Source organism: Stieleria mannarensis, from assembly GCF_014154935.1.
In the GTDB taxonomy this organism is placed as follows: Bacteria; Planctomycetota; Planctomycetia; order Pirellulales; family Pirellulaceae; genus Stieleria; species Stieleria mannarensis.
On the sequence record NZ_JACEHH010000008.1, the window covers coordinates 198322 to 220799 of the forward strand.

General features: G+C 59.1%; 18 protein-coding genes. 13 read left to right on the forward strand and 5 right to left on the reverse strand.

Going from position 1 to position 22478, the window contains the following annotated elements; genetic code table 11:
* On the reverse strand, window positions 1–471 hold the full coding sequence (locus H1B37_RS07900; protein ID WP_182866089.1) for a CBS domain-containing protein: 471 nt from the start codon (window positions 469–471) through the stop codon (window positions 1–3).
* A 128-nt stretch (window positions 472–599) separates the two neighbouring features.
* Entirely contained in the window at window positions 600–1907 is a 1308-nt protein-coding gene (locus H1B37_RS07905; RefSeq protein WP_182866090.1) for an NAD(P)/FAD-dependent oxidoreductase, read from the reverse strand.
* Between the two features lie 413 nt (window positions 1908–2320).
* Between H1B37_RS07905 and H1B37_RS07910 the strand changes: the two genes are divergently transcribed.
* Both H1B37_RS07910 and H1B37_RS07915 read left to right on the forward strand, forming a co-directional pair.
* On the forward strand, window positions 2321–2593 hold the full coding sequence (locus H1B37_RS07910) for a hypothetical protein (RefSeq protein ID WP_182866091.1): 273 nt from the start codon (window positions 2321–2323) through the stop codon (window positions 2591–2593).
* Complete coding sequence (locus tag H1B37_RS07915; RefSeq protein WP_182866092.1) at window positions 2593–2940, forward strand: cupin domain-containing protein; 348 nt, start codon at window positions 2593–2595, stop codon at window positions 2938–2940. Before H1B37_RS07910 ends, H1B37_RS07915 begins: the two co-directional genes overlap by 1 nt.
* A gap of 178 nt (window positions 2941–3118) precedes the next feature.
* On the opposite strand, the gene H1B37_RS07920 is transcribed toward H1B37_RS07915, so the two are convergent.
* Window positions 3119–4138: an agmatine deiminase family protein gene (locus tag H1B37_RS07920; protein WP_182866093.1), complete on the reverse strand. Its 1020-nt coding sequence runs from the start codon at window positions 4136–4138 to the stop codon at window positions 3119–3121.
* A gap of 9 nt (window positions 4139–4147) precedes the next feature.
* Window positions 4148–4429: a hypothetical protein gene (locus H1B37_RS07925; protein WP_095742342.1), complete on the reverse strand. Its 282-nt coding sequence runs from the start codon at window positions 4427–4429 to the stop codon at window positions 4148–4150.
* Between the two features lie 775 nt (window positions 4430–5204).
* Between H1B37_RS07925 and hpf the strand changes: the two genes are divergently transcribed.
* From hpf to H1B37_RS07960, 7 genes are all read left to right on the forward strand, one after another.
* Window positions 5205–5543: a ribosome hibernation-promoting factor, HPF/YfiA family gene (gene hpf, locus H1B37_RS07930; protein WP_182866094.1), complete on the forward strand. Its 339-nt coding sequence runs from the start codon at window positions 5205–5207 to the stop codon at window positions 5541–5543.
* Window positions 5544–5607: 64 nt separating this feature from the next.
* Window positions 5608–6087: a PTS sugar transporter subunit IIA gene (locus tag H1B37_RS07935; protein WP_147871733.1), complete on the forward strand. Its 480-nt coding sequence runs from the start codon at window positions 5608–5610 to the stop codon at window positions 6085–6087.
* 81 nt (window positions 6088–6168) lie between these two features.
* Entirely contained in the window at window positions 6169–6516 is a 348-nt protein-coding gene (locus H1B37_RS07940; protein WP_182866095.1) for an HPr family phosphocarrier protein, read from the forward strand.
* A 353-nt stretch (window positions 6517–6869) separates the two neighbouring features.
* On the forward strand, window positions 6870–8615 hold the full coding sequence (gene ptsP / locus H1B37_RS07945; RefSeq protein ID WP_182866096.1) for a phosphoenolpyruvate--protein phosphotransferase: 1746 nt from the start codon (window positions 6870–6872) through the stop codon (window positions 8613–8615).
* 13 nt (window positions 8616–8628) lie between these two features.
* Window positions 8629–9435 carry a TIGR03936 family radical SAM-associated protein gene (locus tag H1B37_RS07950; RefSeq protein ID WP_182866097.1) on the forward strand — a complete coding sequence of 269 codons (807 nt, stop codon included), beginning with the start codon at window positions 8629–8631 and terminating at the stop codon, window positions 9433–9435.
* Window positions 9436–11040 carry an Rne/Rng family ribonuclease gene (locus H1B37_RS07955; RefSeq protein ID WP_182866098.1) on the forward strand — a complete coding sequence of 535 codons (1605 nt, stop codon included), beginning with the start codon at window positions 9436–9438 and terminating at the stop codon, window positions 11038–11040.
* A 479-nt stretch (window positions 11041–11519) separates the two neighbouring features.
* Window positions 11520–12491, forward strand: coding sequence for a DUF6807 domain-containing protein (locus tag H1B37_RS07960; protein WP_182866099.1), 972 nt, complete (start codon window positions 11520–11522; stop codon window positions 12489–12491).
* 330 nt (window positions 12492–12821) lie between these two features.
* Here H1B37_RS07960 and metG read toward each other — a convergent pair whose 3' ends face one another.
* Window positions 12822–14867 carry a methionine--tRNA ligase gene (gene metG / locus H1B37_RS07965; RefSeq protein WP_182866100.1) on the reverse strand — a complete coding sequence of 682 codons (2046 nt, stop codon included), beginning with the start codon at window positions 14865–14867 and terminating at the stop codon, window positions 12822–12824.
* Between the two features lie 264 nt (window positions 14868–15131).
* Between metG and H1B37_RS07970 the strand changes: the two genes are divergently transcribed.
* From H1B37_RS07970 to H1B37_RS07985, 4 genes are all read left to right on the forward strand, one after another.
* Window positions 15132–16460, forward strand: a complete 1329-nt coding sequence (locus H1B37_RS07970; RefSeq protein WP_182866101.1) for a trypsin-like peptidase domain-containing protein — start codon at window positions 15132–15134, stop codon at window positions 16458–16460.
* Between the two features lie 565 nt (window positions 16461–17025).
* Window positions 17026–18000 (forward strand): DUF1573 domain-containing protein, encoded by a 975-nt coding sequence (locus H1B37_RS07975; RefSeq protein WP_182866102.1) that lies wholly within the window; start codon window positions 17026–17028, stop codon window positions 17998–18000.
* Between the two features lie 97 nt (window positions 18001–18097).
* Window positions 18098–18928: a hypothetical protein gene (locus H1B37_RS07980; RefSeq protein ID WP_182866103.1), complete on the forward strand. Its 831-nt coding sequence runs from the start codon at window positions 18098–18100 to the stop codon at window positions 18926–18928.
* Window positions 18929–19805: 877 nt separating this feature from the next.
* Window positions 19806–22346 carry a secretin N-terminal domain-containing protein gene (locus tag H1B37_RS07985; protein ID WP_182866104.1) on the forward strand — a complete coding sequence of 847 codons (2541 nt, stop codon included), beginning with the start codon at window positions 19806–19808 and terminating at the stop codon, window positions 22344–22346.
* The last annotated feature ends 132 nt before the right edge of the window (window positions 22347–22478 follow it).

Genomic DNA, 22478 nt, shown 5'->3' on the forward strand with positions numbered 1-22478 from the left:
TCATGCTCCTTCGCGTTGTTGCATCCAAGGTGTGTTGCCGAGTCGTTGCACCAGGACCTGCTGCGGAAAACGTTCGGCCAGATATTCCGCGATCCCGCGTTGCCCGGTCACACCTTTCGATCGTCCGTCGTTGTCGGTCACGCAGACAAACCGCAGCCCGTCACGCTCCACCGCATCCCAAACCCGCGAAACGGGGTCGCCGGACTTGACCACCAAAAAACCGGGGTCGACACAATCGCCGACCACACACGCATCGAGTGACTGATCGCGGGCGAGCAAATCGACCAGCGACTGCTCGGTGAACAGTCCGATCGGCGCGTCGCCGGGGCCAATGATGATCGCGCAACCGAGCGACGTTTCACGCATCAACCTGACCGCTTCGCTGGCGGTCGTGTCCGGTCGGACGACCGCCGCGTCACGCAGCGGAAGACTGTCGATGGTGTCCTGTTCTAATTCGTTGCGGAATCCCATGCGCTGCTCCTGCGGTGGAAACGAATGCCCGACGTTGCATGATCAGCATACCAGATTCGGGGAATCTTCCGAACATGAATCGAATCATGCTTCGGTGTGTGCGATAGTGTCACGATTGCAGGGGCGGATCAAGCCTGCGGTTGTTGGGACGGTTTCTTGATCCGCCAATTCTTCGGCACGATCAACCGAGCCCCGCAGGCGAAGGTCAGGTAGGACCAAGCCCAGGAAAGGAAGACGAACATTCGGTTGCGAAATCCGTTCAAGTAAGCGATGTGGATCAACAACCAGGCCAGCCACGCCAACCGTCCGGTCAGTTTGAATCGACCGCTCTGTGCGACCGCGCGGCGTCGACCGATCGTCGCCATCTGGCCCTTGTCCAGGTAGTTGAATCGAGGTCGTTCGGGGGCAGGACGATCGATCATGTAGCATTGGGCTTCGCGGCTGATCAATTCGCCGAGATAGCGTCCTTGTTGAATCGCGACCGGCGCCAATCCGGGCAATCCGTTGCCGTCTTTGTCTTTGGCCGCGGCCATGTCGCCGGCGACGAAGACGTTCCGGTGGCCTGGGACGGACAAGTCGCCTTCGACCAGGACGCGGCCGCTGCAATCGGTCGGCACCCCGAGCGAGTTGCCCAGCGGACTCGCCTCGACCCCGGCTGCCCATATCACCGTCCTGGCGTTCAAGAACTGATCTCCGATTTGCACACCGCGATCGGTCACGTCCGTCACCAGATCTCCCAAACGCACCTCCACGCCGATGCTTTCGAGGGCCCGCTTGCTGTACTCGGACAGATCGTCGGGGAACTGCTCCAAGATCCTGTCGCCGCCTTGGATCAAGATCACACGTGCGGAACTCGAATCGATCCTCCGAAAGTCACGCTTGAGTGTGTAACGAGCCATCTCGGCAATCGCGCCGGAAAGTTCGACTCCGGTCGGTCCGCCGCCGACAACGACGAAGGTCATCCAGTGGGCTTGTTCGATCGGGTCATCGGTTCGCTCGGCCTGTTCAAAGGCGAACAACACGCGGCGGCGGATTTCGGTCGCTTGCGGCAGCGACTTCAAACCCGGTGCGTGCTGTTCCCATTGGTCGTTGCCAAAATAGCTGTGCACCGCGCCGCAAGCGATGACCAGATAATCAAATTCGAACTTCCCCGCGTCGCTGTAGACCAGTTGCTGCTCGACGTCTACATCGGTCACCTTTGCCAGCAAGGTTCGCACATTGCGGTAGGGCGACAACATCGATCGGATCGGTGAGGCGATGTCGGACGGATCCAGCCCCGCCATCGCGACCTGGTACAGCAATGGCTGAAAGACGTGGTGGTTGCTCTTGTCGATGATCGTGACATCCACGCAATCACAGCGGCCCAACCGCTTGGCGGCCTCGATCCCGGCGAACCCGCCCCCGACAAGGACCACTTTTTGATTGGGATGTGTCATCTTGGCTGGCCCGTGTGGGAATCGGCAACGGTGTCGACAATGCTCAGCGGTATTGTCGGTTCCCGTCCAGTTTCCGGTCCAGGGGACGGGCTTGAAAGGCCACTTGGTTTTCGGTTGGGCTGGACAGTCGCCGTCCTCCCCGAGGTCGGCGCGCCGCGAAGCTTCGCTTTTTCGCGCAACGCCGAGTTCGGAGAACACGGCGACTCTCGGGACGCATCGGTAATCGCGCGAACGGGATAAACCGCTCGAAAAGAAGGTCGTGCAGCGATCTGATCACCGCGTCTAAACCCCGGCGGCGAGACCGCCGGTGTCCTTTGCCCAAAAAGATCGAGAACTTTTTTCAGAATCCGCCAAATAAATTCGCCGCCGCGGCGTCTCTTCATTTGGGGTCGGGTGATGCATCAGGGGTTTGAATGCATCGAGATGACGATTTGTTTAGCGAGAATCTTGCGATGGACGAAAAAGACAAACGAATGCTGTGCCAATGCCCCAACGGCCACCGACTGCGGGGTGACGTGGCGTTGATCGGTGCAATGATTCGTTGTCCCAAGTGCGACGCCACGTTCGTTTTTGGGTATGCCATCCGCGAGAAACTTTCCGACACCGCCGTCGTCAGGATCCTGGAGGAAGGCCCCGGCCCGACGCGCAACCGGCGAACGATCTCATCGGAGTGGAGTGTGACTTGATGACGGCGAACGAGACGACGCCCAAAAACCTATTCAGCGAGGTGCCGGGATCGACCACGAAGGAATGGGTCGAAGTGCTCGCGTCGTCGCCACACGTCCGGGTCGAGCGTATCGTGTCGACGGGGCAATCCAGCCCCGACGGGTTTTGGTACGACCAAGACGAACACGAATGGGTCGCCGTGATCGCCGGTGAAGCCCAACTGTCTTTTGAAGACGATCCCGAACCGTTGACGCTCCGGGCCGGCGACCATCTGTTGATCCCGGCCCATCGCAAACACCGCGTCGATTGGACGTCGGACTCCGAACCGACGGTCTGGTTGGCGGTGTTCTACAACGCCGACGATTGATGGCAGAACGATTCCGGGCAGAATGATGAGGCAAGCATGCCGAACGCGAATGCGATTCGCTAGGTGATGGGTCAAAAGATTTGATGGTCAAAAAATGGTGTTGCCGCGACAGAGCAGCACTTGGCTCGTCGACCGGCCAGATTTTTTGACCATCCCATTTTTTGACCCTACTTCCGTGTCACGCCAACTCCATCGCCGGTTGGTTGCAACTGGCGCAGTGCAGGGCGCCGAGTCCCCAGATCAGATCGTGGCAATCGACGCCGATCACTTCGACCGTCGGTGATTGTTGTCGGGCGAGTCGGCCGAGCAACTCGATCGCATCCGAATCGTGGGGTTCACTTCGGAACGTCGGCACCAGCAATCGCGCGGGGCCCAACCGCAGGAAATTGCAGTAGCTTTCCGGGACGCGTTGGCCGTTGATGAAGCGTGCCGGCGGGATCGGCAAGCGGTGGACGGTCACTCGAGGAGACGTCGATTGGGCCCACTGGCGGAGTTGTCGTTCGTTGCATTGGAGTCCCGCGTGATTCGGATCGTCGGGATCATCGGTGACGGCGACGACGACCGTTTCGGGGTCAATGAAGCGGGCCAGTTGGTCGATGTGTCCATCGGTGTCGTCACCGATCAACCCGCCGCCGTCGACCCACACGATTTCGCGCGCCCCGGCCAGTGACTTCAACCGTGATTCGACTTGCGGCTTGGTCCAGCCCAGGTTGCGTGTTTCGGTGACCAAGCAATCGGTCGTCGTCAGCAGGCGTCCTGTCCCGTCCCATTCCAGCGCGCCGCCTTCGAGCGTCAAACCGCCTTCGACGCGTCTCCAGCCGGCAGAACGGATGATTTGGGCCGTTGCGGCGTTGTCAGCCTCCCACGGCGGGTACTTTCCGCCCCAGCTGTTGTAGCCCCAATCGATCGCAAGACTTTCGGTGCCGTCGACGACAAAGGTCGGACCGTAATCGCGAATCCAACTGTCATTGGTCGGGATGTCGACCCAAGTGACGTCGGCCAGGTTTTCCAGTCCGGCCGACGGGCGCAGGTCTGCGGCGCCGATCACGTGCACGGGGACGGCCGGGGCGATCGATTCGATCATCCGCCGAAAACAGCCCGGGACCGGCGCAAACCGACCCGGCCAGGTGTCGCGATTGTGGGGCCATGCGATCCAAACGGCGGCTTGCCGTTCCCACTCGGCGGGAACCCGTTTCACGTCGTTGGACTACTCGACTTTGATTTCTTCTTTGACCTTTTGGACAAAGTGCGGTGATTTTCCGCCCTTGCTCAATTCCTTGGCGCGTTTGTCCGCTTCGCCCTTTTTGTCGAAATCGAAGACGGCGACCCGTTTCAGGTTCTGGCTGAACACGCCCCAATAAAGACGCATCCTGACATTCTCAGCCGCCTTGGTTCGCTTGCTGGACTTCTTCTTTTTCGAGGCGAGTGCCTTTTCGGCAGCTTCCGCTTCGGCAGCTTTTTCGGCTCGGCTGACGACCTTACGGGCCATGGATGGTCAGGGGCTGGAGGGGACGAATTGAGTTTCGGCGGAGCGCCGAGGTGGATTTTGGCCACGTAAGTTAGCAATAACCGCAGGAAGTCGCCACTCCCGTCCGGGGAGCTCGGTCGGTTTTCCGCCCCAGCATGACGGAAAAGGGGAGCTGGTTTCGCTCAGCACAGCCGAGCGGGGCAGATTTGTCGGTGCCCAGCCCACTGCCGATCGTCTTCCCCCCCCTCCTGGTGAGTCTGCTCGCGGCCGAGCGTCGTGCGATTTTTGGGAATTCACCCTCCCTGGAAGGGAGGGTCGAGCGTAGCGAGGGGAGGGTCGATTCGCCGCATTTGGGTGAATCCGAGCCACAGCGAACCCTCCTCGCTCCGAGCGCTCACTCGCTCCACTCATAGGGGGGCGAATCCCCAAGGCCCGCTCGACCCGAGCCCTGAACGGCGGAACGACTAGTGAACAAAACGATCCAAGGCGTCTTTTTGGGTGGGTTTTGGTAGCTCTCTTTGGTGGGGTGTCGCGAGGAAACTGATCCGCAGATTCGGCCTTGGGTCACCACCCAAACGGACTATCTGGAAAAATGATCGCTACCCGTAGACGGTTCTGTCGCGTATGCTTGCGGTTTAACAGGAGCACTCTGTCGTCACGGCGTGCCGGGTTTCTGATGATCCGGCGGTCGCGAACCGCCCTGTCTGCAGGCGTAACGTAACTCGGACCTGGGCAGGGAGCCGCGTCCAGTCGGGCGGTGACGGAGTCGGATTTCATCGATCGGAGAGTAGCAACGATGCAGGTAAGTGTTTCAGCTCGCCATGGCAGTCTTCAGCCGGGTGACCAGGAGTTGATTCAAGAGAAGGCCGTGAAACTGAGGCGTCTCTATGACCGAATCAATGCGATTGAAGTCACCGTTGATCTGGAAAATACCGATAAGCCTGCGGTTGAAATCCAAGTTTCCATCGAGCATGCCGGAGAATGTGTCGCCACCGCGGAAGCCACCACGGTGATCGCAGCTTTGGACATGTCGATCCCGAAAGTGGAGCAGCAGCTTCGCCGGATCAAACAGAAGAAAACGGGCCACCGGGCCACCGGACACAAACACATTGAAACCCCGGCAAACGACGAGTAAATCGGCTCTTAAACCAGTCGAGCGCCTCGTGGTTGTCGATACACTCAACGAAAATTCACACCCCATGAAGTTTGCAGATTTCATCAGTACGCAGTCGATCAAGGCCGAACTCAAGGCCCGAACAAAAGAGCAAGCGATCGAAGAGCTCGTTCAATGTTTGCTTGAGTCGGGCGAGATCGATGCGGAGCAGCGCGACGACATCATCGCCGCCATCATGAAACGTGAGGAACTCGGTTCGACCGGCATCGGTCGCGGCGTCGCGGTTCCGCACACCAAGCATCCCAGCGTGCAAAAGCTGGTCGGAACCGTCGGAGTCAGCGAGGAGGGGGTTGATTTTGATTCACTGGACGGAGAACGCGTTCAGCTGTTCTTCCTGTTGATCAGCCCCCCGGAACGCCCCGGTGATCACCTGCGGGCGTTGGAAAACATTTCGCGTCAGCTGCGCGACGAAACCTTCTGTCGATTTCTCAAGCAGAGCAAGTCAGCCGAGGACATCACCCAGTTACTTCAAGAAGCCGACGACAACCAGTTTGCCACCGGCTGATGGTTCGATCGGGCCGCCTTTGCAGTGGCCCCGCCCGGATCCTAAACCCCTTTCGACACCCGATACAGACCCGCTTTTTGCATGTCAAAGGCGCTTTGCCGCACCGTCGTTGTTTCCAATCCGCAAGGGCTGCACGCACGCCCGGCAGATCTTCTGGTGCGGATGGCCAATCAGTTCGAGTCCGTGATCCAGATCGGGCGTGGCGGTGAAATGGTTGACTGCAAAAGCATCTTATCACTCCTGACGCTCGGTGCCGCACTCGGCACCGAGCTGACCCTGTCCGCCGAAGGCAACGACGCGGAAACCGCAATCGAATCGATCGAGCAGTTTTTTCAACGCGGATTCGACGAAGCTGACGACACCCAGTCCGCCCCCGCCAGAGCCGGGTCGGATGAAGTCAGAGAAACCGATCCGACCTCGCCTGCTTGAACCGAAACGAACGCACCCCGGCTCTGGCGACCCACCGACCGGCTCGATTGTTGATCGATTGTTGATCGATGCCCGGCGGCGATGGCGTCGTTCCCAGACCGACACACACCCCTACATTCACGCTGGAAGATCAATGCCCACCCGCGTTGATCTTCGAACCCCCGTACACATTACACCTCGATGGATCGGATTGAATTGACCGAGCCTCGCTGCAAGGTGCGCACGATCACGACCAACCGCTTGCCGATGTCACCGCCCCAGGGCGCCGTGGATGTCGATGGTGCCGGTTTGTCGGCTCAGGATCGCGTGACCCGCAACCGCTCGGCAGATCAGCACCGCCCCGTCGAACCACGATGGTCGAACTCCAAGGCATCCCTGTTTCACCCGGGGTCGCGATCGGCCCAGCGCTAGTGCTGGATGCGGCCGGTTATCGAATCCCGCGCTCTCTGCTCGCCGCTGATGAAGTGGACGCAGAGTTCGCTCGGTTGCGCGATGCCGTCGACCGCGTGTCCAACCGATTGGAATCCAATCGCCTGGAAACCTCGGCCGTCGCCGGCGAACACACCGGCGACATCTTTGCCGCCCAACTGCAGATGTTGCACGACCCCCGACTGCAGGCCGAACTGCGGCGGCGGATCCAAGAAGAGCATCAGTCGGCCGCTTACGCCGTCAGCCGCGTCCTGCACAACTATGCCGAAGCGCTGCGCAAGCTGGACAACCCGCTGCTGGCCGATCGTGCCGAAGACGTCTTGGACATCGAAAAGCAGTTGCTGTTCTGCCTGGGCGCCGTCTCGGAAAGCCGCCTGCTGGATCTGGATGAAGCGGTGATCATCCTCTCTCACGTCCTGACCCCCAGCGAAACGGCCAACCTGGACCGCCGCTATGTCCGCGGGTTCTGCACCGAAACCGGCGGCCCCGGCGGCCACACCGCGATCGTCGCCAAAGGCTTGGAGCTTCCCGCCGTCGTCGGCATCGGCAACTTCCTGGACCAAGTCGGCAACCGAATCAAGGTGATCGTCGACGGTGATCGAGGTCGGGTCATTCTGGATCCCGACGCCGAAACCCTGGCCAGTTACAAGAAACGGCTTAAAGCGCGGCGGTCGTTGACGGCCAAACTGTCCGAGCTCCGCGACCTGCCCGCCGAAACCATCGACGGCACGCCGCTGCGGTTGAGCGCCAACATCGAATTCCCGCACGAAACGACCACCTGCCTGGAACGCGGTGCCGATGGGATCGGACTCTACCGCACCGAGTTCTTGTACCTGTCCAGCGCCGAAGAGCCCAGCGAAGAAGACCACTACCAGGCCTACAGTCAGGTGGTCCGCGAGATGGATGGCCGCCCCGTCGTCATCCGCACCCTGGACCTCGGCGCCGACAAGATGGGCCACCGGCCGCTGGCCGAACACGAACACAATCCCTTCCTGGGACTGCGCAGTATTCGACTCTCGCTGCGGAACCTGGACCTGTTCCGACCCCAGTTGCGGGCCATCTTGCGAGCGGCCGTCCACGGCGACATCCGCGTGATGTTCCCGTTGATCACGACGCTGGCCGAATTCCGGCAAGCGCGAATGTTGCTGAACGTCGTCGCCGAAGACCTGGAAGAATCCGGCACGCCCCACCGCAGCAACATCCCCGTCGGCATGATGGTCGAAGTTCCCGCGGCGGTGATGATGCTGGATCGGTTCGTCGAAGAGGTCGATTTTCTGTCGATCGGGACCAACGATTTGGCCCAGTACACGCTGGCCGTCGACCGCAGCAACGAATACGTCGCCGACCTGTATCAATCCAGCGACCCGGCCGTGTTGCGATTGATCGCCCGCTGCGTCGAAGTCGCCAAAGAACATGATCGTCCGCTTTCGATCTGCGGTGAAATGAGCAGCAACCCGGCTCGCGCGTTGTTGTTAATGGGCATGGGCGTTCGCCACTTGAGCGTCCCGCCGTCGTCGCTGCTGCGAGTCAAAAAGGCGATTCGTTCCGTCTCCATCGGCCAATGCGAACAGATGGCCCAGCGCGTCATGCAGCTCGAAGCAGCGCGTGACGTCGACCTGTATTTACTCGACCGGCTCGGCGAATACGTCCCCGAACTGATCGTGACCTGATCACCCACCATCCATGTCTTCTCCCCCAAGTTCCATCCCTCCGACTGACGACACGACCGACGACGCGACGGATCGAGTGACCGCCGCCGAGCCGTTGCGGTTGCGCTACCGCATCCGGTTCGCCAAAACAGGCTTGCTGCGTTGGACCAGCCACCGCGATCTGGCACGGCTGTGGGAACGTTTGGTGCGCCGCGCCCAGTTGCAACTGTCGATGACCGAGGGCTTTCACCCCAAGCCACGAATCGGATTCCCGTCGGCACTCGCGCTCGGCATCAGCGGCCACAACGAAGTCGTCGAACTGGACTTGGCCGAACGATTGTCCGCACCCGAATTGTTCCGCCGACTCGATCACGACGACCAGCCGGGGCTGACGATCAAAAGCGTTCAATTGCTGCCCGCCGATAGCGGCAAAGCCAAGCTGGAACGCACCGAGTATGTGATCACTCGCCCCGATCCGGAGCTGGGCGCCGCGGCGATCGATGAGGACCAAGTCCGGTCTGACATGCAGGCGTTCCTGACGCGCGAGAGCGTCACGGTGACTCGAAAAAACAAGCCGGTGACCTTCAACGTCGCCGAGCAAATTCTGTCGCTGGCCTTTGGCGACAACATCGAACTGTCGATGGCCGCCAGCGACGCGGCAACCCTCAAGCCGACCGACGTGTTGGATCTGATCGGATGCTCCGATTGGATCGCCCACGGGTCGCAAATCACTCGTACAGAAGTGGTTTTGAAACGCGAGTTTCCGACCACGGATCCCGAATTTTTAGCAATCGCAAACCAATCGCCGCACCACGGCGAACACACCGACGAGGTGAATTAAATGAAACGCGAAATGTTGATGAACGTGCTCCAACCCGAAGAGAGCCGCATCGCCATCCTGGACGACGGAAAACTGGAAGAGTTGTACGTCGAACGCAAGAGTGTCGAAGCCTTTGCCGGAAACATCTACCGAGGAAAAATCGTCAACCTGGAACCCAGCATCCAAGCCGCGTTTGTCGACTTCGGTGTCGGGCGCAACGGATTCCTGCACATCAGCGACGTCGAACCCCAGTACTTTCGCCAAGGCGGCTATGACCCCGAGGAGATCAAACGGGAATCCGACGAGATGGCCGAAGCGGCTGCCAAACGAGCCCGTGAATCCGGCCGCGGATCCAAGCGGGCTTTCAAAGGCGGACGGCCGCGCATCAAACCTCCGATCCAAGAGATCTTTAAACGCGGCGACGAAGTCCTGGTCCAAGTCATCAAGGAAGGGATCGGCACCAAAGGACCCACGCTCAGCACGTACATCTCCATCCCGGGACGCTACCTGGTGCTGATGCCCGCACTCGAACGCGTCGGAGTGAGCCGCAAGATCGAAGACGACGACGACCGCAAACGGCTGCGTCGCTGCCTGCTGTCGCTCGGCCCGCCGAAGGGACTCGGGTTCATCGTCCGCACCGCCGGTGCCGGTCGCAGCGAGAAAGAACTCGGCCGCGACATGGACTATCTGATCCGGTTGTGGAAAACGATCGTCCGCCGCGTCAAAAGCGGCAACCAGCCGGGCGTGTTGTACGAAGAAAGCGACCTGATCATCAAAACGATTCGTGACATCTACAACGATGACATCGACCAGATCGTGATCGACGAGAAAGAGGCTTTCGAGAACGCCCGCGACTTCTTGAAAATGGTCATGCCCCGCGTCGTCGATCGGCTGAAGCTGTACGACGGTTCCTCGCCGCTGTTCCACAAGTACAAACTGGAACGCGAAATCGTCAAAATTCACCAACGCCAGGTCAAACTGCCCAACGGCGGTTCGATCGTGATCGATCCGACCGAAGCGCTGGTCGCGATCGACGTCAACAGCGGCAACTTCCGCGGCGAAAAGTCTGCCGAAGACAACGCGTTCAAATTGAACCTGGCCGCGGCGAAAGAGATCGCCCGTCAGCTGCGGCTGCGCGACCTGGGCGGCGTGATCGTCAACGACTTCATCGACATGCGCAAAGAGAGCCACCGGCGGAAAGTCGAACGGGCGCTGCGTGATGCGATGGCCGGTGACCGCGCCCGCACCAAGATCTTGCGAACCAGTCCGTTCGGATTGATCGAGATGACGCGGCAACGGATCCGTCCGAGTTTGAAGCGCAGCATCTATCAAGATTGCCCGTGTTGCGAAGGCCGCGGATTGGTCAAGACCGCCGAAAGCATGTCGATCGAAGTCGTCCGGATGCTCGCACTGGCCGTCAAGAACGAACACATCCAACGCGTCACCGTACGCGTCAACGATGCCGTCGCGGCCCACTTGAACAACCAAAAACGGCGCAGCGTGATGGAGATGGAAGACACCGGCAACATGACCGTCCAGATCCTCGGCAGCGAAGGTCTGTACCCCGAACACCTGGAAATGGACTGCCGCGACGCCCAAGGCGAACGCGTCGAAATCGACTCCTAAGCACGCCATCCCCGTGGGATAGGCTTCCAGCCTGTCGTCCTCCACCCGTTCCCGGGCTCCTGCCCGGGAACGAGATGCACGGCGTCCTTTCCAGGTCGTCGCGCACCACTCGCCGTCTGCCGCAGCTCAGTTTTCGGATCCAAATCGTAGCGGAAGCCGCCAAGGCTTTCGGTCCCCCGGTGCGACATCGACGTGCCCGTGCGAAACTCGTGGGCGGTTCCGCTACCTGAAGACCAAGCTGCTGCGGAGGACTAAAATTCTTTCGCAGCGTCGTTTTCGATTGGGCTCGGCAGTCGCCGTCCTCTCCGAGGTCGGCTTCCGGCAAAGCTTCGCTTTGTCGCGTGCGCCGAGTTCGGAGAACACGGCGACTCTCGGAAGGGCCATCGTGCCCGGAGAGGTCGCTGCCACAGCCCGCCGGATCTTCTACTAAACTATGGGGGCTGTACCTTCACCTCCCACCCTCGATCCCCACCCGCAACATGCTCGCTCGAATCCTGTTTGCCTGCTTGGCTTTGATTCCGTCCCTCTGTCTGGTCGCCCCGACCGCCGCTGCTGACATCGAGATCACCGACGACGGCAGCAAAGCGGTCGTCACGATCGACGGACAGCCGTTTACCGAATACCGATACAGCGGTTATGCCAAGCCGATCCTGTATCCGGTGTACGGTCCCGGGCAAAAACCGATGACCCGCAACTACCCGATGGTCAAGGACGTCGACAACGAAGCCAGCGACCATCCCCACCATAAATCGATCTGGTACACGCACGACGAAGTCGGCGGGATCCGATTCTGGATGGAAGACGCCGAAGGCAAGAAATCCAAAGAGGTTGGCACCCAGGTGCAAACCTCGCTGAAGATCGACGGCAACAAGATCATCGCTCAAAACGATTGGAAGAGCGCCGACGGGGAAACGGTTTGCAGCGACCAACGCACGCTGACCTTTGGCAGCGAAGGCGACGCCCGCACCATCGATTACGAAGTCACCTGGATCGCGTCGTCCGGCGACCTGATCATCGGTGACACCAAAGAAGGCACGATGGGCATGCGGACCCACCCGCGGCTACGTTTGAAAGCCGATCCGAAGCGCGGCAATCACACCGCCGGCGGTCACGCGATCAACAGCGAAGGCGTCGAAGGGAAAGCGATGTGGGGCAAACGCGCCGCCTGGGTCGATTACTGGGGAGAGATCGACGGCCAGTTGACCGGCATTGCGATGTTCGACCATCCCAGCAACCCGCGCCACCCGACGTGGTGGCATGCTCGCGATTACGGGCTGGTCGCAGCCAATCCCTTCGGCGTCAATCACTTCGAAAACAAACCCGACGGCACCGGCGACATGACGCTCAAGGCCGGCGAGACAATGACGTTCCGCTATCGGTTCCTGTTCCACCGCGGCGACGCCAAATCGGCAAACGTTGCCCAAGCGTACAAGGCGTACGCGAAGGAGTGATTGGCGGGTGGGTTGGTCCCGCGCTAAACCGCTGATCTTCGTTTGAGATCGGTCGGGTTGCCGGTAAGTCGATTTAACCCTCCCCCTGGGAGGGTCGCGGAGGAGTATACGACGACGCGGGGAGGGTTCGCTGTGGCTCGGAGTCACTCAAACACCACGAATCAACCCTCCCCTCGCTGCGCTCGACCCTCCCTGCCAGGGAGGGTGAATCCCCAAAAACCGCACGTCTTCGGAAGGTCCGTCGTACTTTGAGAAGCGATCGTCCTAGGCTGGACCGTCCAGCCTGTCGTCCCCTGACTTGACAGGCTGGAAGCCTATCCCACCGCACCCTCAGTGCACGCGTTGTCCGGGCAGGGCGCCTTCGTCGGGGGAGAGCAGGAACACGTCTTCGCCGCCGGGGCCGCTGGCACACACCATGCCTTCGCTCAATCCGAACCGCATCTTACGCGGCTTCAAATTGGCCACCATCACGACCAGTCGGCCGACCAGACTCTCCGGTTCGTAAGCCGCTTTGATGCCGGCAAACACCTGACGCGTCTCGTCACCGCCCAGCCCCAACGTCAGCTTGAGCAACTTGTTGGCTTCGGGAACGTGTTCGGCCGTCAGCACGCGGGCGACGCGGAAGTCGACTTTGACAAAATCGTCGATCGTGATTTCATCGGCGATCGGTTCGTCTTTGAGCGGTTGATCCGAATCATCAAACGTCGGTCGGTTCTCCGCGGCGGCTTCGGCGTCGGCGGCTTCTTTGCTCTCTTCAATCATCTTTTGCAAATCCTCGGGTTGAATGCGTTCCATCATGCGTTGGAATTTCGCCACCGCTGTGCCCAACAATGGCGTTTTACTTTGTTCCCACGACGTGATCGGCTCGCCCAGCAGCGCGTTGCATTTCTCAGCCAGCGTCGGCAACACGGGAGCCAGGTAGATCGCCAGTTGCCGAAACAGGTTCAGCGCCACGGTGACCACGTCGCGTAGTTCGTCTTGTCGTTCGGGGTCCTTCTTCATCTCCCACGGCTTGGCGTGTTCGACGAACGGGTTGGCGGCGTCGGCCAGTTCCATAATCAACCGCATCGCACGGCTGTAATCACCGACTTCGTAGGCCTGGGCGATCGAATCACCGACCTTGGCGGCGTTTTCGAACAATCCACCGTCCTCGGGATAGGTTTCCGCCAGACCAGTGTTCTTAGCAAACTTGCCGACGCGGCTGGCCAGGTTGACGACCTTGCCGACCAGATCGCTGTTGACCTTTTCGACAAACTCGTCGATCCCCAAATCAAGGTCCTCCACGCGCTGGGTCAGCTTGGTCGCATAGAAGTAACGCAAGTAATCCGGATCGGAATGCTTGCGATAGGTTTCCGCGCTGATCAACGTCCCGGTCGACTTGCTCATTTTTTCGCCGCCGACGTTCAAGAATCCGTGGATGTGGACCTTGGTCGGCAGCTGCAAGCCCGCGGTGTGCAACATGCCGGGCCAGAACAGCGTGTGGAAATAGGTGATGTCCTTGCCGATGAAGTGGTGGATTTCGGTCGATTCGCTGCGCCACCAATCGTCGAACGACTCTCCGTTGGCCTCGCACCATTCCTTGGTGCTGGACACGTAACCGATCGGGGCGTCGAACCAGACGTACCAGTAATTTCCGGTCGAATCGGGGATCTCGAATCCGAAGTAGGGGCCCGGCCGGCTGATGTCCCAATCCTTCAGCTCTTTGTCCTCGGCCAGGAAAAAGCCTTTCAAATAGTTCGCGGTTTCTTTTTGCAGCGCGTCGCCGTTGTCGATCCACTCGGTCAGGAACGAACGCAGTTTTTCCAGGGTGACGAACAAGTGCACCGCCGAGCGGACTTCGGGGGTGGCGCCGCTGAGCGTGCTTTTGGGATCGATCAATTCGGTCGGCGAGTACGTCGCACCGCATTGGCAGTGGTCGCCCGGTTGGTTGGTACGGCCGCAAACCGGACAGGTGCCGCGGACGAAGCGGTCCGCCAAAAACGTCTCCGCTTCGGGGTCATACAGCTGGTCGATGCTTTTTTCGGTGACCAGATCCGCCTCGCGGAGGGCTTTCCAGAACAGGTGGCACAGCTCCCGGTTGGCCTCGCTGTTGGTGCTGCCGTAGTGGTCAAAATCGACGTGGAAATCGGCGAAATCGCGTTGATGTTCCGCACTCATCGCGGCAATCAGCTCTTCTTCGCTGCGGCCTTCCTTTTTCGCGCGGATCATGATCGCGGTGCCGTGCGTGTCGTCGGCACAGATGTAAACGCAGCGGTTGCCGATCAGCCGCTGAAAACGCACCCAAATGTCCGTTTGAATGTATTCCACCAGGTGACCGATGTGGATCGGCCCGTTGGCGTAGGGCAGTGCGCTGGTGACCAGGATGCGTCGGGGCATGGTTGGACTAATTCTTCTTCGGCGTGTCGAGAGAAAGGGAATCTGGGCCGGATTGTACAGATCGTCGTGAAACACGTAATCCCGAATGTTTCCCGAGGTTTCCCAGGGGGAAGGGTGCGGTTTGGGGTTGTCGCCCCGACGACCGATTGCGGAAAGTCCTTTTGTCGTCGTTTTGTCTCAAGTGAGAACTCCGTTGTGACGGGGGACGACAACCATTCGGCCGATGGATCGGCTGATCAGGGCACTTGTCTAGGGAGAGACACATTGAACACGCACTTGTTCGGCCGGGGCTACCGGGCCATCGTTTCGGCGTTTGTAATTCTGACGGCCGCGATCACCGCCGGCCAGGCAACCGCCGCGAACGTGTTGGTGGCGTTCTCTTCGGATCATTGCGGCCATTGCCAGGCGATGGTGCCGACGCTGCGCCAGCTGGAACAGGGCGGAACGCCGATCCGGCACGTCAACATCAACGCGGAACCCGATTTGGCGCGTCGTCACGGCGTCCGCCAAGTCCCCACCTATGTCGTCCTGTCAGCCGGCCGCGAATTGACGCGATTGGTCGGAGCCCAGAGCGGTGAAAAGCTACGTCAGGCCCTGGCGATCGATCCGGCTCGCCCGCGGTTTCAAACCGGTGCCAACCTGCCCGGCGATTCGATACTCAGCGTCCCGCAAACCCGGCTCGTCAACCGGGGCGCCGTTGCGAACGATGATTCCCGCAGCGAAGCGATGCCCAGCCTTTCGATGGCCCACGCGGTCGAGCGTGCCCGGGCCGCGACGGTACGGCTGAAGGTCCACGACGGCAATGGGTTCGGTGTCGGGACTGGCACCATTATCGACCGCCACGGCGACGAAGCCTTGGTGCTGACCTGTGGTCACCTGTTCCGTGAAACCAAACTGCAATCCAAAGTCGAAGTCGAGCTGTTCGTCGGTGGACAAATCAAAAAGGTTCCCGGACAAGTCATCGACTATGACGCCGACAACCGCGACATCGCACTGGTCGTGATGCGGCCGGGGTTCGACGTCCAACCCGTCCAGATCGCCAATCCGAACAGCCCGCTACAGACCGGGCAAACCGCGTTCAGTTTCGGTTGTGACCACGGTGCCGATCCCTCGCGCCGCGACACCGCCATCACAGGAATCAATAAGTACAACCAACACGTCAACGCCTCGAACATCGAAATCGCCGGGGCTCCGGTCGACGGACGCAGCGGCGGCGGCTTGTTCGACGCCATGGGCCAACTGATCGGTGTCTGCAACGCGGCCGACTACGAAGGCGACGTGGGAATCTACACCGGACCGGGCAGCGTCAAATGGCAACTCGATCGCGTCCAATTGGCCCACCTCTATCAAACGCAACCGCCGGCTCAACAACCCTCGCACCTCGGCCAACCCCAATCACGTTTGGCATCGCTCAACGGCCCGCAACAAGCCTCGCCCGACCACGCCGCCCCGGCCCAGTCGATGACACAGTCAAGCGCGAGTGAAATGATCATCATCATCCGCGACCCCAACGCCCCCGGCGGGCAACGCGTGATGAACATCCGCCAGCCGACGCATGAGTTGATGGAAGTGATCAGCCGCCACGCACGGTAGCGGAGAGCACGCGTCGACTTCGGCAAGCAAACGAACTCTGTCGCCCTGCTGAGGCTCCGTTGGGGTGGCGAGACACGTTGATATTGCAGCACCGTGGTACTCCTACGTTCTACTCTCGCTCAGCATGCCGCTTATAAATCGCTGATCAACTACGGCCAACAGATTCTCGAAGCCCGCGATAGCTCTGCCTGTCAAAGCGTCTGCCACTTGGGCCGCACAAAAGGCGGGGAGTCGATCCGAGTCACCATAGGATGTCAAGTCTGCCGTCGCGCCACCTCGGCCGCACAACGACGCGGTCGACGTTGCTCGGTCGTCAGTCGTCGGTCAACATGGGCAGATAGACCGCTTACGTGCCTTTTGCAGGAGGGGCTCATCGCGCTGCCGGCAGGCATACATGGGAATACAAGAAGTCCTAGATGGAATCGAAAACTACCGCAACGTTTTTTAAAAAAAAGAGTATTGACAGACACTAGACGATCCATAGTATTTACCCTAGAGGCCAAGCGGGGGGGGGGTGCGTAGCACGCGCCATGTTTTCCTTTGGCGTAAACACTACAGGGGCATCATGCGAAGAATCTATTCGTTTTGGTTTGTAGTTCTCTTTTCAATCAGTGCTGTCGCGCAGCAAAATTCTGATGAGAAAGTCCGCCTACGCCGGGCTGATTTGGCAAAGTTACCTACACATGGAACGGCATCTTTAGTCGTTAGAGACGAACTAGTCTTCGTGGACTTGGGGGAGCGTTTTCTGGGTAGCGCCATACGTGGCAAACTTGTGGTGACAAACAAGACGAGGCGGCCCTTCGAGATCCTCGATATTCGATCAAGCTGTGGATGCACTACCGCTTATGCCGCAGACAGAAATGTAGATCATGGCGAATCAACCGAGATTTTAGTAAACGCAGCAATATCGAAACCTGGAAAATCTGGAGTCAGGATCACTCTAGATACCGATATGGGGAGATTCCCAATCGCTCTCGTTGTATTAATGAAGCCACGCGTTACCCTTTCGCCTAGCGTTTTTAACCTGAAGCAGGGAGAGGAGAAGCTGACCGGAAGTTTCGTTTGTCACGATTCGGAAATCTTGGTGAAGAACGTATCGGTTGTTTTCAACGGGGACGCGCTTGAGCCGGTCCGCCGCGGTAACGAGCTTCATTTTGTAACGAAAGCGCCAAGCAGCGACAACAAGAGCGAGGTGCTTAATTTTTCGTTGTGGGAAGGCAGGACTGAGATTGCAACTGTCACTGCGATTTTAAATCGCGTGGTCGAGTTTGAGTTGGTAAATACCACTGTCTACGCTCAGAGGAAAGGTAGCCAAGATGTGTTCCGACTAATAGCTCGCGGGGAAGTTCTAAAGTCGTTTGAACCCTCTGCTGCTTTGATATCAATTGATGGCAGCCAGGTGGCGGCCAAGGTCGAATCGGCGATGAAGACCCAGTTCTGCATTTTTACGGTACGGATTCCATCTCGTGAGTTGCAAGACACGCCTGCTGAGATCGCGATTGGCAGTCATTCTTGCAAATTTACTCTTAACCACAGGTAATAGCATGCGTGTTGGAATCTTTTTCGTTGTCGCAATTGCCTGTGGTTGTCTTCACGCAGCGGACTCCCTGCTAAGCACTAATGAGCGAGCGATTGAGATGCTCATTGACTTTGACGAGCGGTGCGAGGCCATTGAAAAGGAAGCGTACGCGTTTGTAGGCTTCGGTCGTAAGGTTATCTTAGCGAGGGGCAATGCACACGACTTACCGGTCATCTATGTTGGTGCTCAAGATCGCCCCGGAAAACGCCTCGATTGCTTTGCCGTTCAACCGGAAGGCAGCTATGCGATAGAACTCTGGAGGCAGCGAATTGCCAGCGAGCATGGTGTCAAGCATCGCGTTGGTTCGACAAACGCAGTCTCCCCAAGGACAATTGTGGAGGATGGCAAGCAGGAGAAGTCGAAGATTGCCAAGCACTTTACCAAGCCCTTCTATCCGGTCAAGCAAACGATCTGCATGCCGCACTCATTTAATGCGGGCGGAACAAAAACGGACATCGTTGAACGGCTTTTCCAAGGAAATATTACAAAGTGCAGCTACGACGATAACGGGGATCTTGTTTGCAGTTGGGAATTGCCAGGGAAGGTGGTATTGGTTGTGACCATGACATTTGGGAAGAAGTCGAATTTCCTGCCCACCGATGTCAAGTGGTCGAGAAAAATTCCGAGTGGCACTCGACTGCTTTCCCGAACCAAAACCGTTTGGAAGCATAAAGGTGATCTGGCTATTCCGGAAAGAATTGAGGCAGTGACTCTTTCGAATATCGAACTTCATTACACCGTCGATTTTGATTGGAAGATCGGACGTGAGCTTGCTGGCAAGTCAATGGTCGATCCTGCATTAGCAGATTGGCGCGAACCTGTGCGTGTTTTGTTTGATGTGGATTGGCAGCGACGCGAGAATTTTCCTTCGCTGCGCGATTCTAACTAAAAGAGGCGTTTCATGATTAGGCAAGTATTGATGGTTTGTCTCCTGGCGGTGTTGTTGCCGTGCTCGGCCCAAGCGGATATGGAGGATTGGTGCTATTTCTACACCGGTGGGTCCGGTTGCGACCTTTCGAACCTCGATCCGTGTCCAGCTGGATGCAACGCAGCTGGTTCCAACTGTGACCCTCCCAACTATTCCGCGGTCGAGGAAGGGGCGGATTCAGATTCTACGTACTCGCATGTTGCTGATGCGCTGTATGAGGCGATCACAACTGGCGAGGACGTGTCGGGATATGAGTTTAACGACGCTGTTGGGTTTCAAAGTCACGATTGCACGGATGAAGGGTATTGCTACTGCGATGTTGACGAGAACGGCAACGAGAAATGTATATTCGAGGTTTCTCATACCAACACGGAATTGGAGATCCCACTCGAAACAGGGCTCCCGTGTACGATCGACGGCGACGATCCATTCGGATATGGGTCTTGAGAGAGGAGTCTTGTTCGCAGGCAAAGATTTAACCGGGAAGGGGGTAGCCCCACTTCCCGGAACGATTTGCATTGCTCTAATTCCAATGCGACTTGCGAGCGATCACCACGCTACGGTTCGGTCTCCCGCGGAATTCTTTGCGGATGGCGACGTTATCTCACCGGACGAAAAAATCCAAAAGCATGAGAAGCGAGACAGACGTAGATGTGGTTCATCGCCGATTCCCGGCTTCGAAATGCCCTCGTGTCGGGCTCGTGTGCTCGTGTGGATAATCGGATGATCTGAATTGACGCCCGAGGCCCATTTTGCGTACTGCACATGATGACATTCGTTCGGCGCCCTCGCTTCACCGACCCGTATGATTGCTAGCAATAGATTTCGACGCCGCTCTTTGCCGCTCGCCGTCGCGACGGCGATGTTGCTGGCGTGCAGCGGAAGCGTGCCTGCGCAGATCGCCGGCGGTGACGAGATTGTTGAGCTGAATTTGTCGGGGACGGTTCGGGTCACCACGCTGCTGGATTTGATGAGCAAGCAGTTGGGGATCCGGTTTCTGCATGGGGCGGACATCGCTCGCCGTGATGTGACCGTGTACACGCCGGCCAAATTGCCCAAGAACGTGTTGCCGACGTTGTTGGGCAGCTTGCTGCGCGAAGCAAACTTGGCGGTCGTCGATTCCGAAGTCCCGGGTTGGAAACGCGTCGTCGACATCGCGGACATCGTCAGCAGCGCGCCGGCCGGCGACGCTGCGGAAATCTCACGCCGCAACGGCCCCGCCGCCGCGGTGACGCAGGTGTTGCCAATTAAACACATCGACGTCACGACGGCGTCGACCTCGCTGAAACCGTTTCTCAGCAAAACGGGATCCAACATCGTCGCACTCGGCGATCAAGGCATCTTGATTGTGACCGGTTATGCCGCGGACGTGCGACTGGTGGCCGAATTGTTGGCGATGATCGACCGCCCGGACGCCGAGGGCACGATCGAGTTCTATTTGACGCGTCGCCGTCCGCCATCGATGTTGATCGAACAATTTCAATCGATCCGGCAAGCCGACGGCACTCAAAAAGCGGGCTCGGACAAAGAACCCAAGTTGTTGGTCGATCCGACAGGTCGCCGTGTTGTCGTCGCGGGCCGTACCGACTTAGTCAACGCGGCGATCGCGTTATTGGAACGATTGGATTCTGGCACGGAGTACCTGACGCGCATCTACCGTTTGGAATACGTCGGCGCATCGCGGTTGGACAATCTGATCCGCGGATTCGCCGAGTCGCCGAACCAGGACACACGTCAGAGCCCGTCAAAGACGATCGAAACGACGATCGACGAAGAAGGCAACCTGCTGGTCGTCCGTGCCGGCGCGGACGTGCACCATCAGATCGAAACGTTACTCAAGGAATTGGACCAACCGGTCGATTCCGACGAGAGTCCGATTCGGTTTTATAAACTGAAAAACGCCACGGCGATGGAGGTGCTGTATTCACTGTTGGCGCTTCAAGAAGCTGCAGGCAGCGGCGTCGCCCAGGCGGGCGGTTTGGGTGCCGGTGCGTTCGGCACGCTCGGCGGGATGAACATGGGCGGTGTCAGCCCGGCGATGGGGATGGGCGCCAATCCGATGAACATGATGCAAGGCGGACGTTCGCGAGCGCAGCAGCGGTTGGACGAGCTCGGTGGCGGATCGTTCGGGGTGGCCGGGCAAAACTTGAGCAACAATCTGACGTCCAGCCGAGTCCCCAACCAGAACGCCGCCCTCGGTTCGGTCGCCGGGTTCGGTGCTTCCGGGATTGGCGCGCCCGGATTCGGTGGCAGCGGTATGGGAATGGGCGGCTATGGCATGGGCGCCGGAGCCGCGGTGGCTACCCTGCCGGGCAACGCCCGCGTGTCCGCCGACGTCGCGACGAACAGTTTGATCGTGTTCGCACCGTCCAACGTCCAGTCGCTGTATGAAAAACTGATCCGGTCGCTGGACCAGCGACGGCCACAAGTCTTGATTCAAGCGGACATCATCGCCATCGACACCAGTGATAACTTTTCGCTGGGGGTCGAAATCAGCGGCGGCGATCGCGAGGGTTCCAAACGGCTGTTCGAATTCACCTCGTTCGGACTCAGCGAAGTCGACCCGATCGATGGCTCGTTGACGATCAACCCCTCACTGGGATTCAACGGTGTTTTGGTGGACCCGGAAGTCGCCGACGTGATCGTCCAAGCCCTCAGCCGCCACACCCGCGGTCGCGTGTTATCATCGCCCAAGGTGTTGGTCAACGACAACCAAACCGGAACGCTGAACAGCATTTCCAGTATCCCGTTCCAGGCGTTCAGCCAAGGGGAGACGACGACGTTGACGGGACTGGGCGGCAACCAGGAAGCCGGGACGACGATCCAGGTCACGCCGCACATCAACGAAGACGACCATCTGCAGTTGGAGTTTGACGTCGAATTCAGCACCTTCATCGGCTCGGCCAGCGACAACCTGCCCCCGCCGCGGCAGATCGATCGGGTCGGCAGCGTCGTCACGATTCCCGACGGCAAAACCATCGTCGTCGGGGGACTGAAGCGAACCCTCGACGGGACCTCCTTCACCGGCGTCCCCTGGCTGGAAAAGATCCCCGTGATCCGCGAGCTGACCAGTTTGCGTAGCGAAGAAAAGACGACGACATCGTTTTTTCTGTTCATTCGGCCGCGGATCCTGCGTGATTCCCAATTCCGCGACTTGCAGTTCCTCTCCGACCTGGAAACGCAAGACGCTCAGCTGCCGGCCGACTATCCTGTAAGCAAGCCGCTGCTGGTTCCCTGCCCGGCCCCGGCAGGATTTGATCCGGTGGAATCCGAGCACCTGTTGCCGCCGATGCAAGACAGCGATCCGATGGGAACGTACGAGTCAATGGACGGCTACGAGGTGATCGGCGAGCCACAGGTGGTGTATCCGTCGCCCTAAAATACGGTAACCGTTGATGCTAGCCCGACGCGTAAGCGAGGGGCAACGTTGCGCCCCTCGCTTACGCGTCGGGCTGGCATATCGGTTCGAGGTTTGCGGGTTGGATCCATCAACAAGCCGCCAACAAGTTCC

Coding starts and splice junctions, on each gene's coding strand:
- H1B37_RS07955 (WP_182866098.1), top strand. CDS start 9,436: ATGAAACGCGAAATGTTGATGAACGTGCTCCAACCCGAAGAGAGCCGC.
- ptsP (WP_182866096.1), top strand. CDS start 6,870: ATGGTCGAACTCCAAGGCATCCCTGTTTCACCCGGGGTCGCGATCGGC.
- H1B37_RS07905 (WP_182866090.1), bottom strand. CDS start 1,907: ATGACACATCCCAATCAAAAAGTGGTCCTTGTCGGGGGCGGGTTCGCC.
- H1B37_RS07925 (WP_095742342.1), bottom strand. CDS start 4,429: ATGGCCCGTAAGGTCGTCAGCCGAGCCGAAAAAGCTGCCGAAGCGGAA.
- H1B37_RS07950 (WP_182866097.1), top strand. CDS start 8,629: ATGTCTTCTCCCCCAAGTTCCATCCCTCCGACTGACGACACGACCGAC.
- metG (WP_182866100.1), bottom strand. CDS start 14,867: ATGCCCCGACGCATCCTGGTCACCAGCGCACTGCCCTACGCCAACGGG.
- H1B37_RS07980 (WP_182866103.1), top strand. CDS start 18,098: ATGCTCATTGACTTTGACGAGCGGTGCGAGGCCATTGAAAAGGAAGCG.
- H1B37_RS07915 (WP_182866092.1), top strand. CDS start 2,593: ATGACGGCGAACGAGACGACGCCCAAAAACCTATTCAGCGAGGTGCCG.
- hpf (WP_182866094.1), top strand. CDS start 5,205: ATGCAGGTAAGTGTTTCAGCTCGCCATGGCAGTCTTCAGCCGGGTGAC.
- H1B37_RS07910 (WP_182866091.1), top strand. CDS start 2,321: ATGCATCGAGATGACGATTTGTTTAGCGAGAATCTTGCGATGGACGAA.
- H1B37_RS07975 (WP_182866102.1), top strand. CDS start 17,026: ATGCGAAGAATCTATTCGTTTTGGTTTGTAGTTCTCTTTTCAATCAGT.
- H1B37_RS07960 (WP_182866099.1), top strand. CDS start 11,520: ATGCTCGCTCGAATCCTGTTTGCCTGCTTGGCTTTGATTCCGTCCCTC.
- H1B37_RS07940 (WP_182866095.1), top strand. CDS start 6,169: ATGTCAAAGGCGCTTTGCCGCACCGTCGTTGTTTCCAATCCGCAAGGG.
- H1B37_RS07935 (WP_147871733.1), top strand. CDS start 5,608: ATGAAGTTTGCAGATTTCATCAGTACGCAGTCGATCAAGGCCGAACTC.
- H1B37_RS07900 (WP_182866089.1), bottom strand. CDS start 471: ATGGGATTCCGCAACGAATTAGAACAGGACACCATCGACAGTCTTCCG.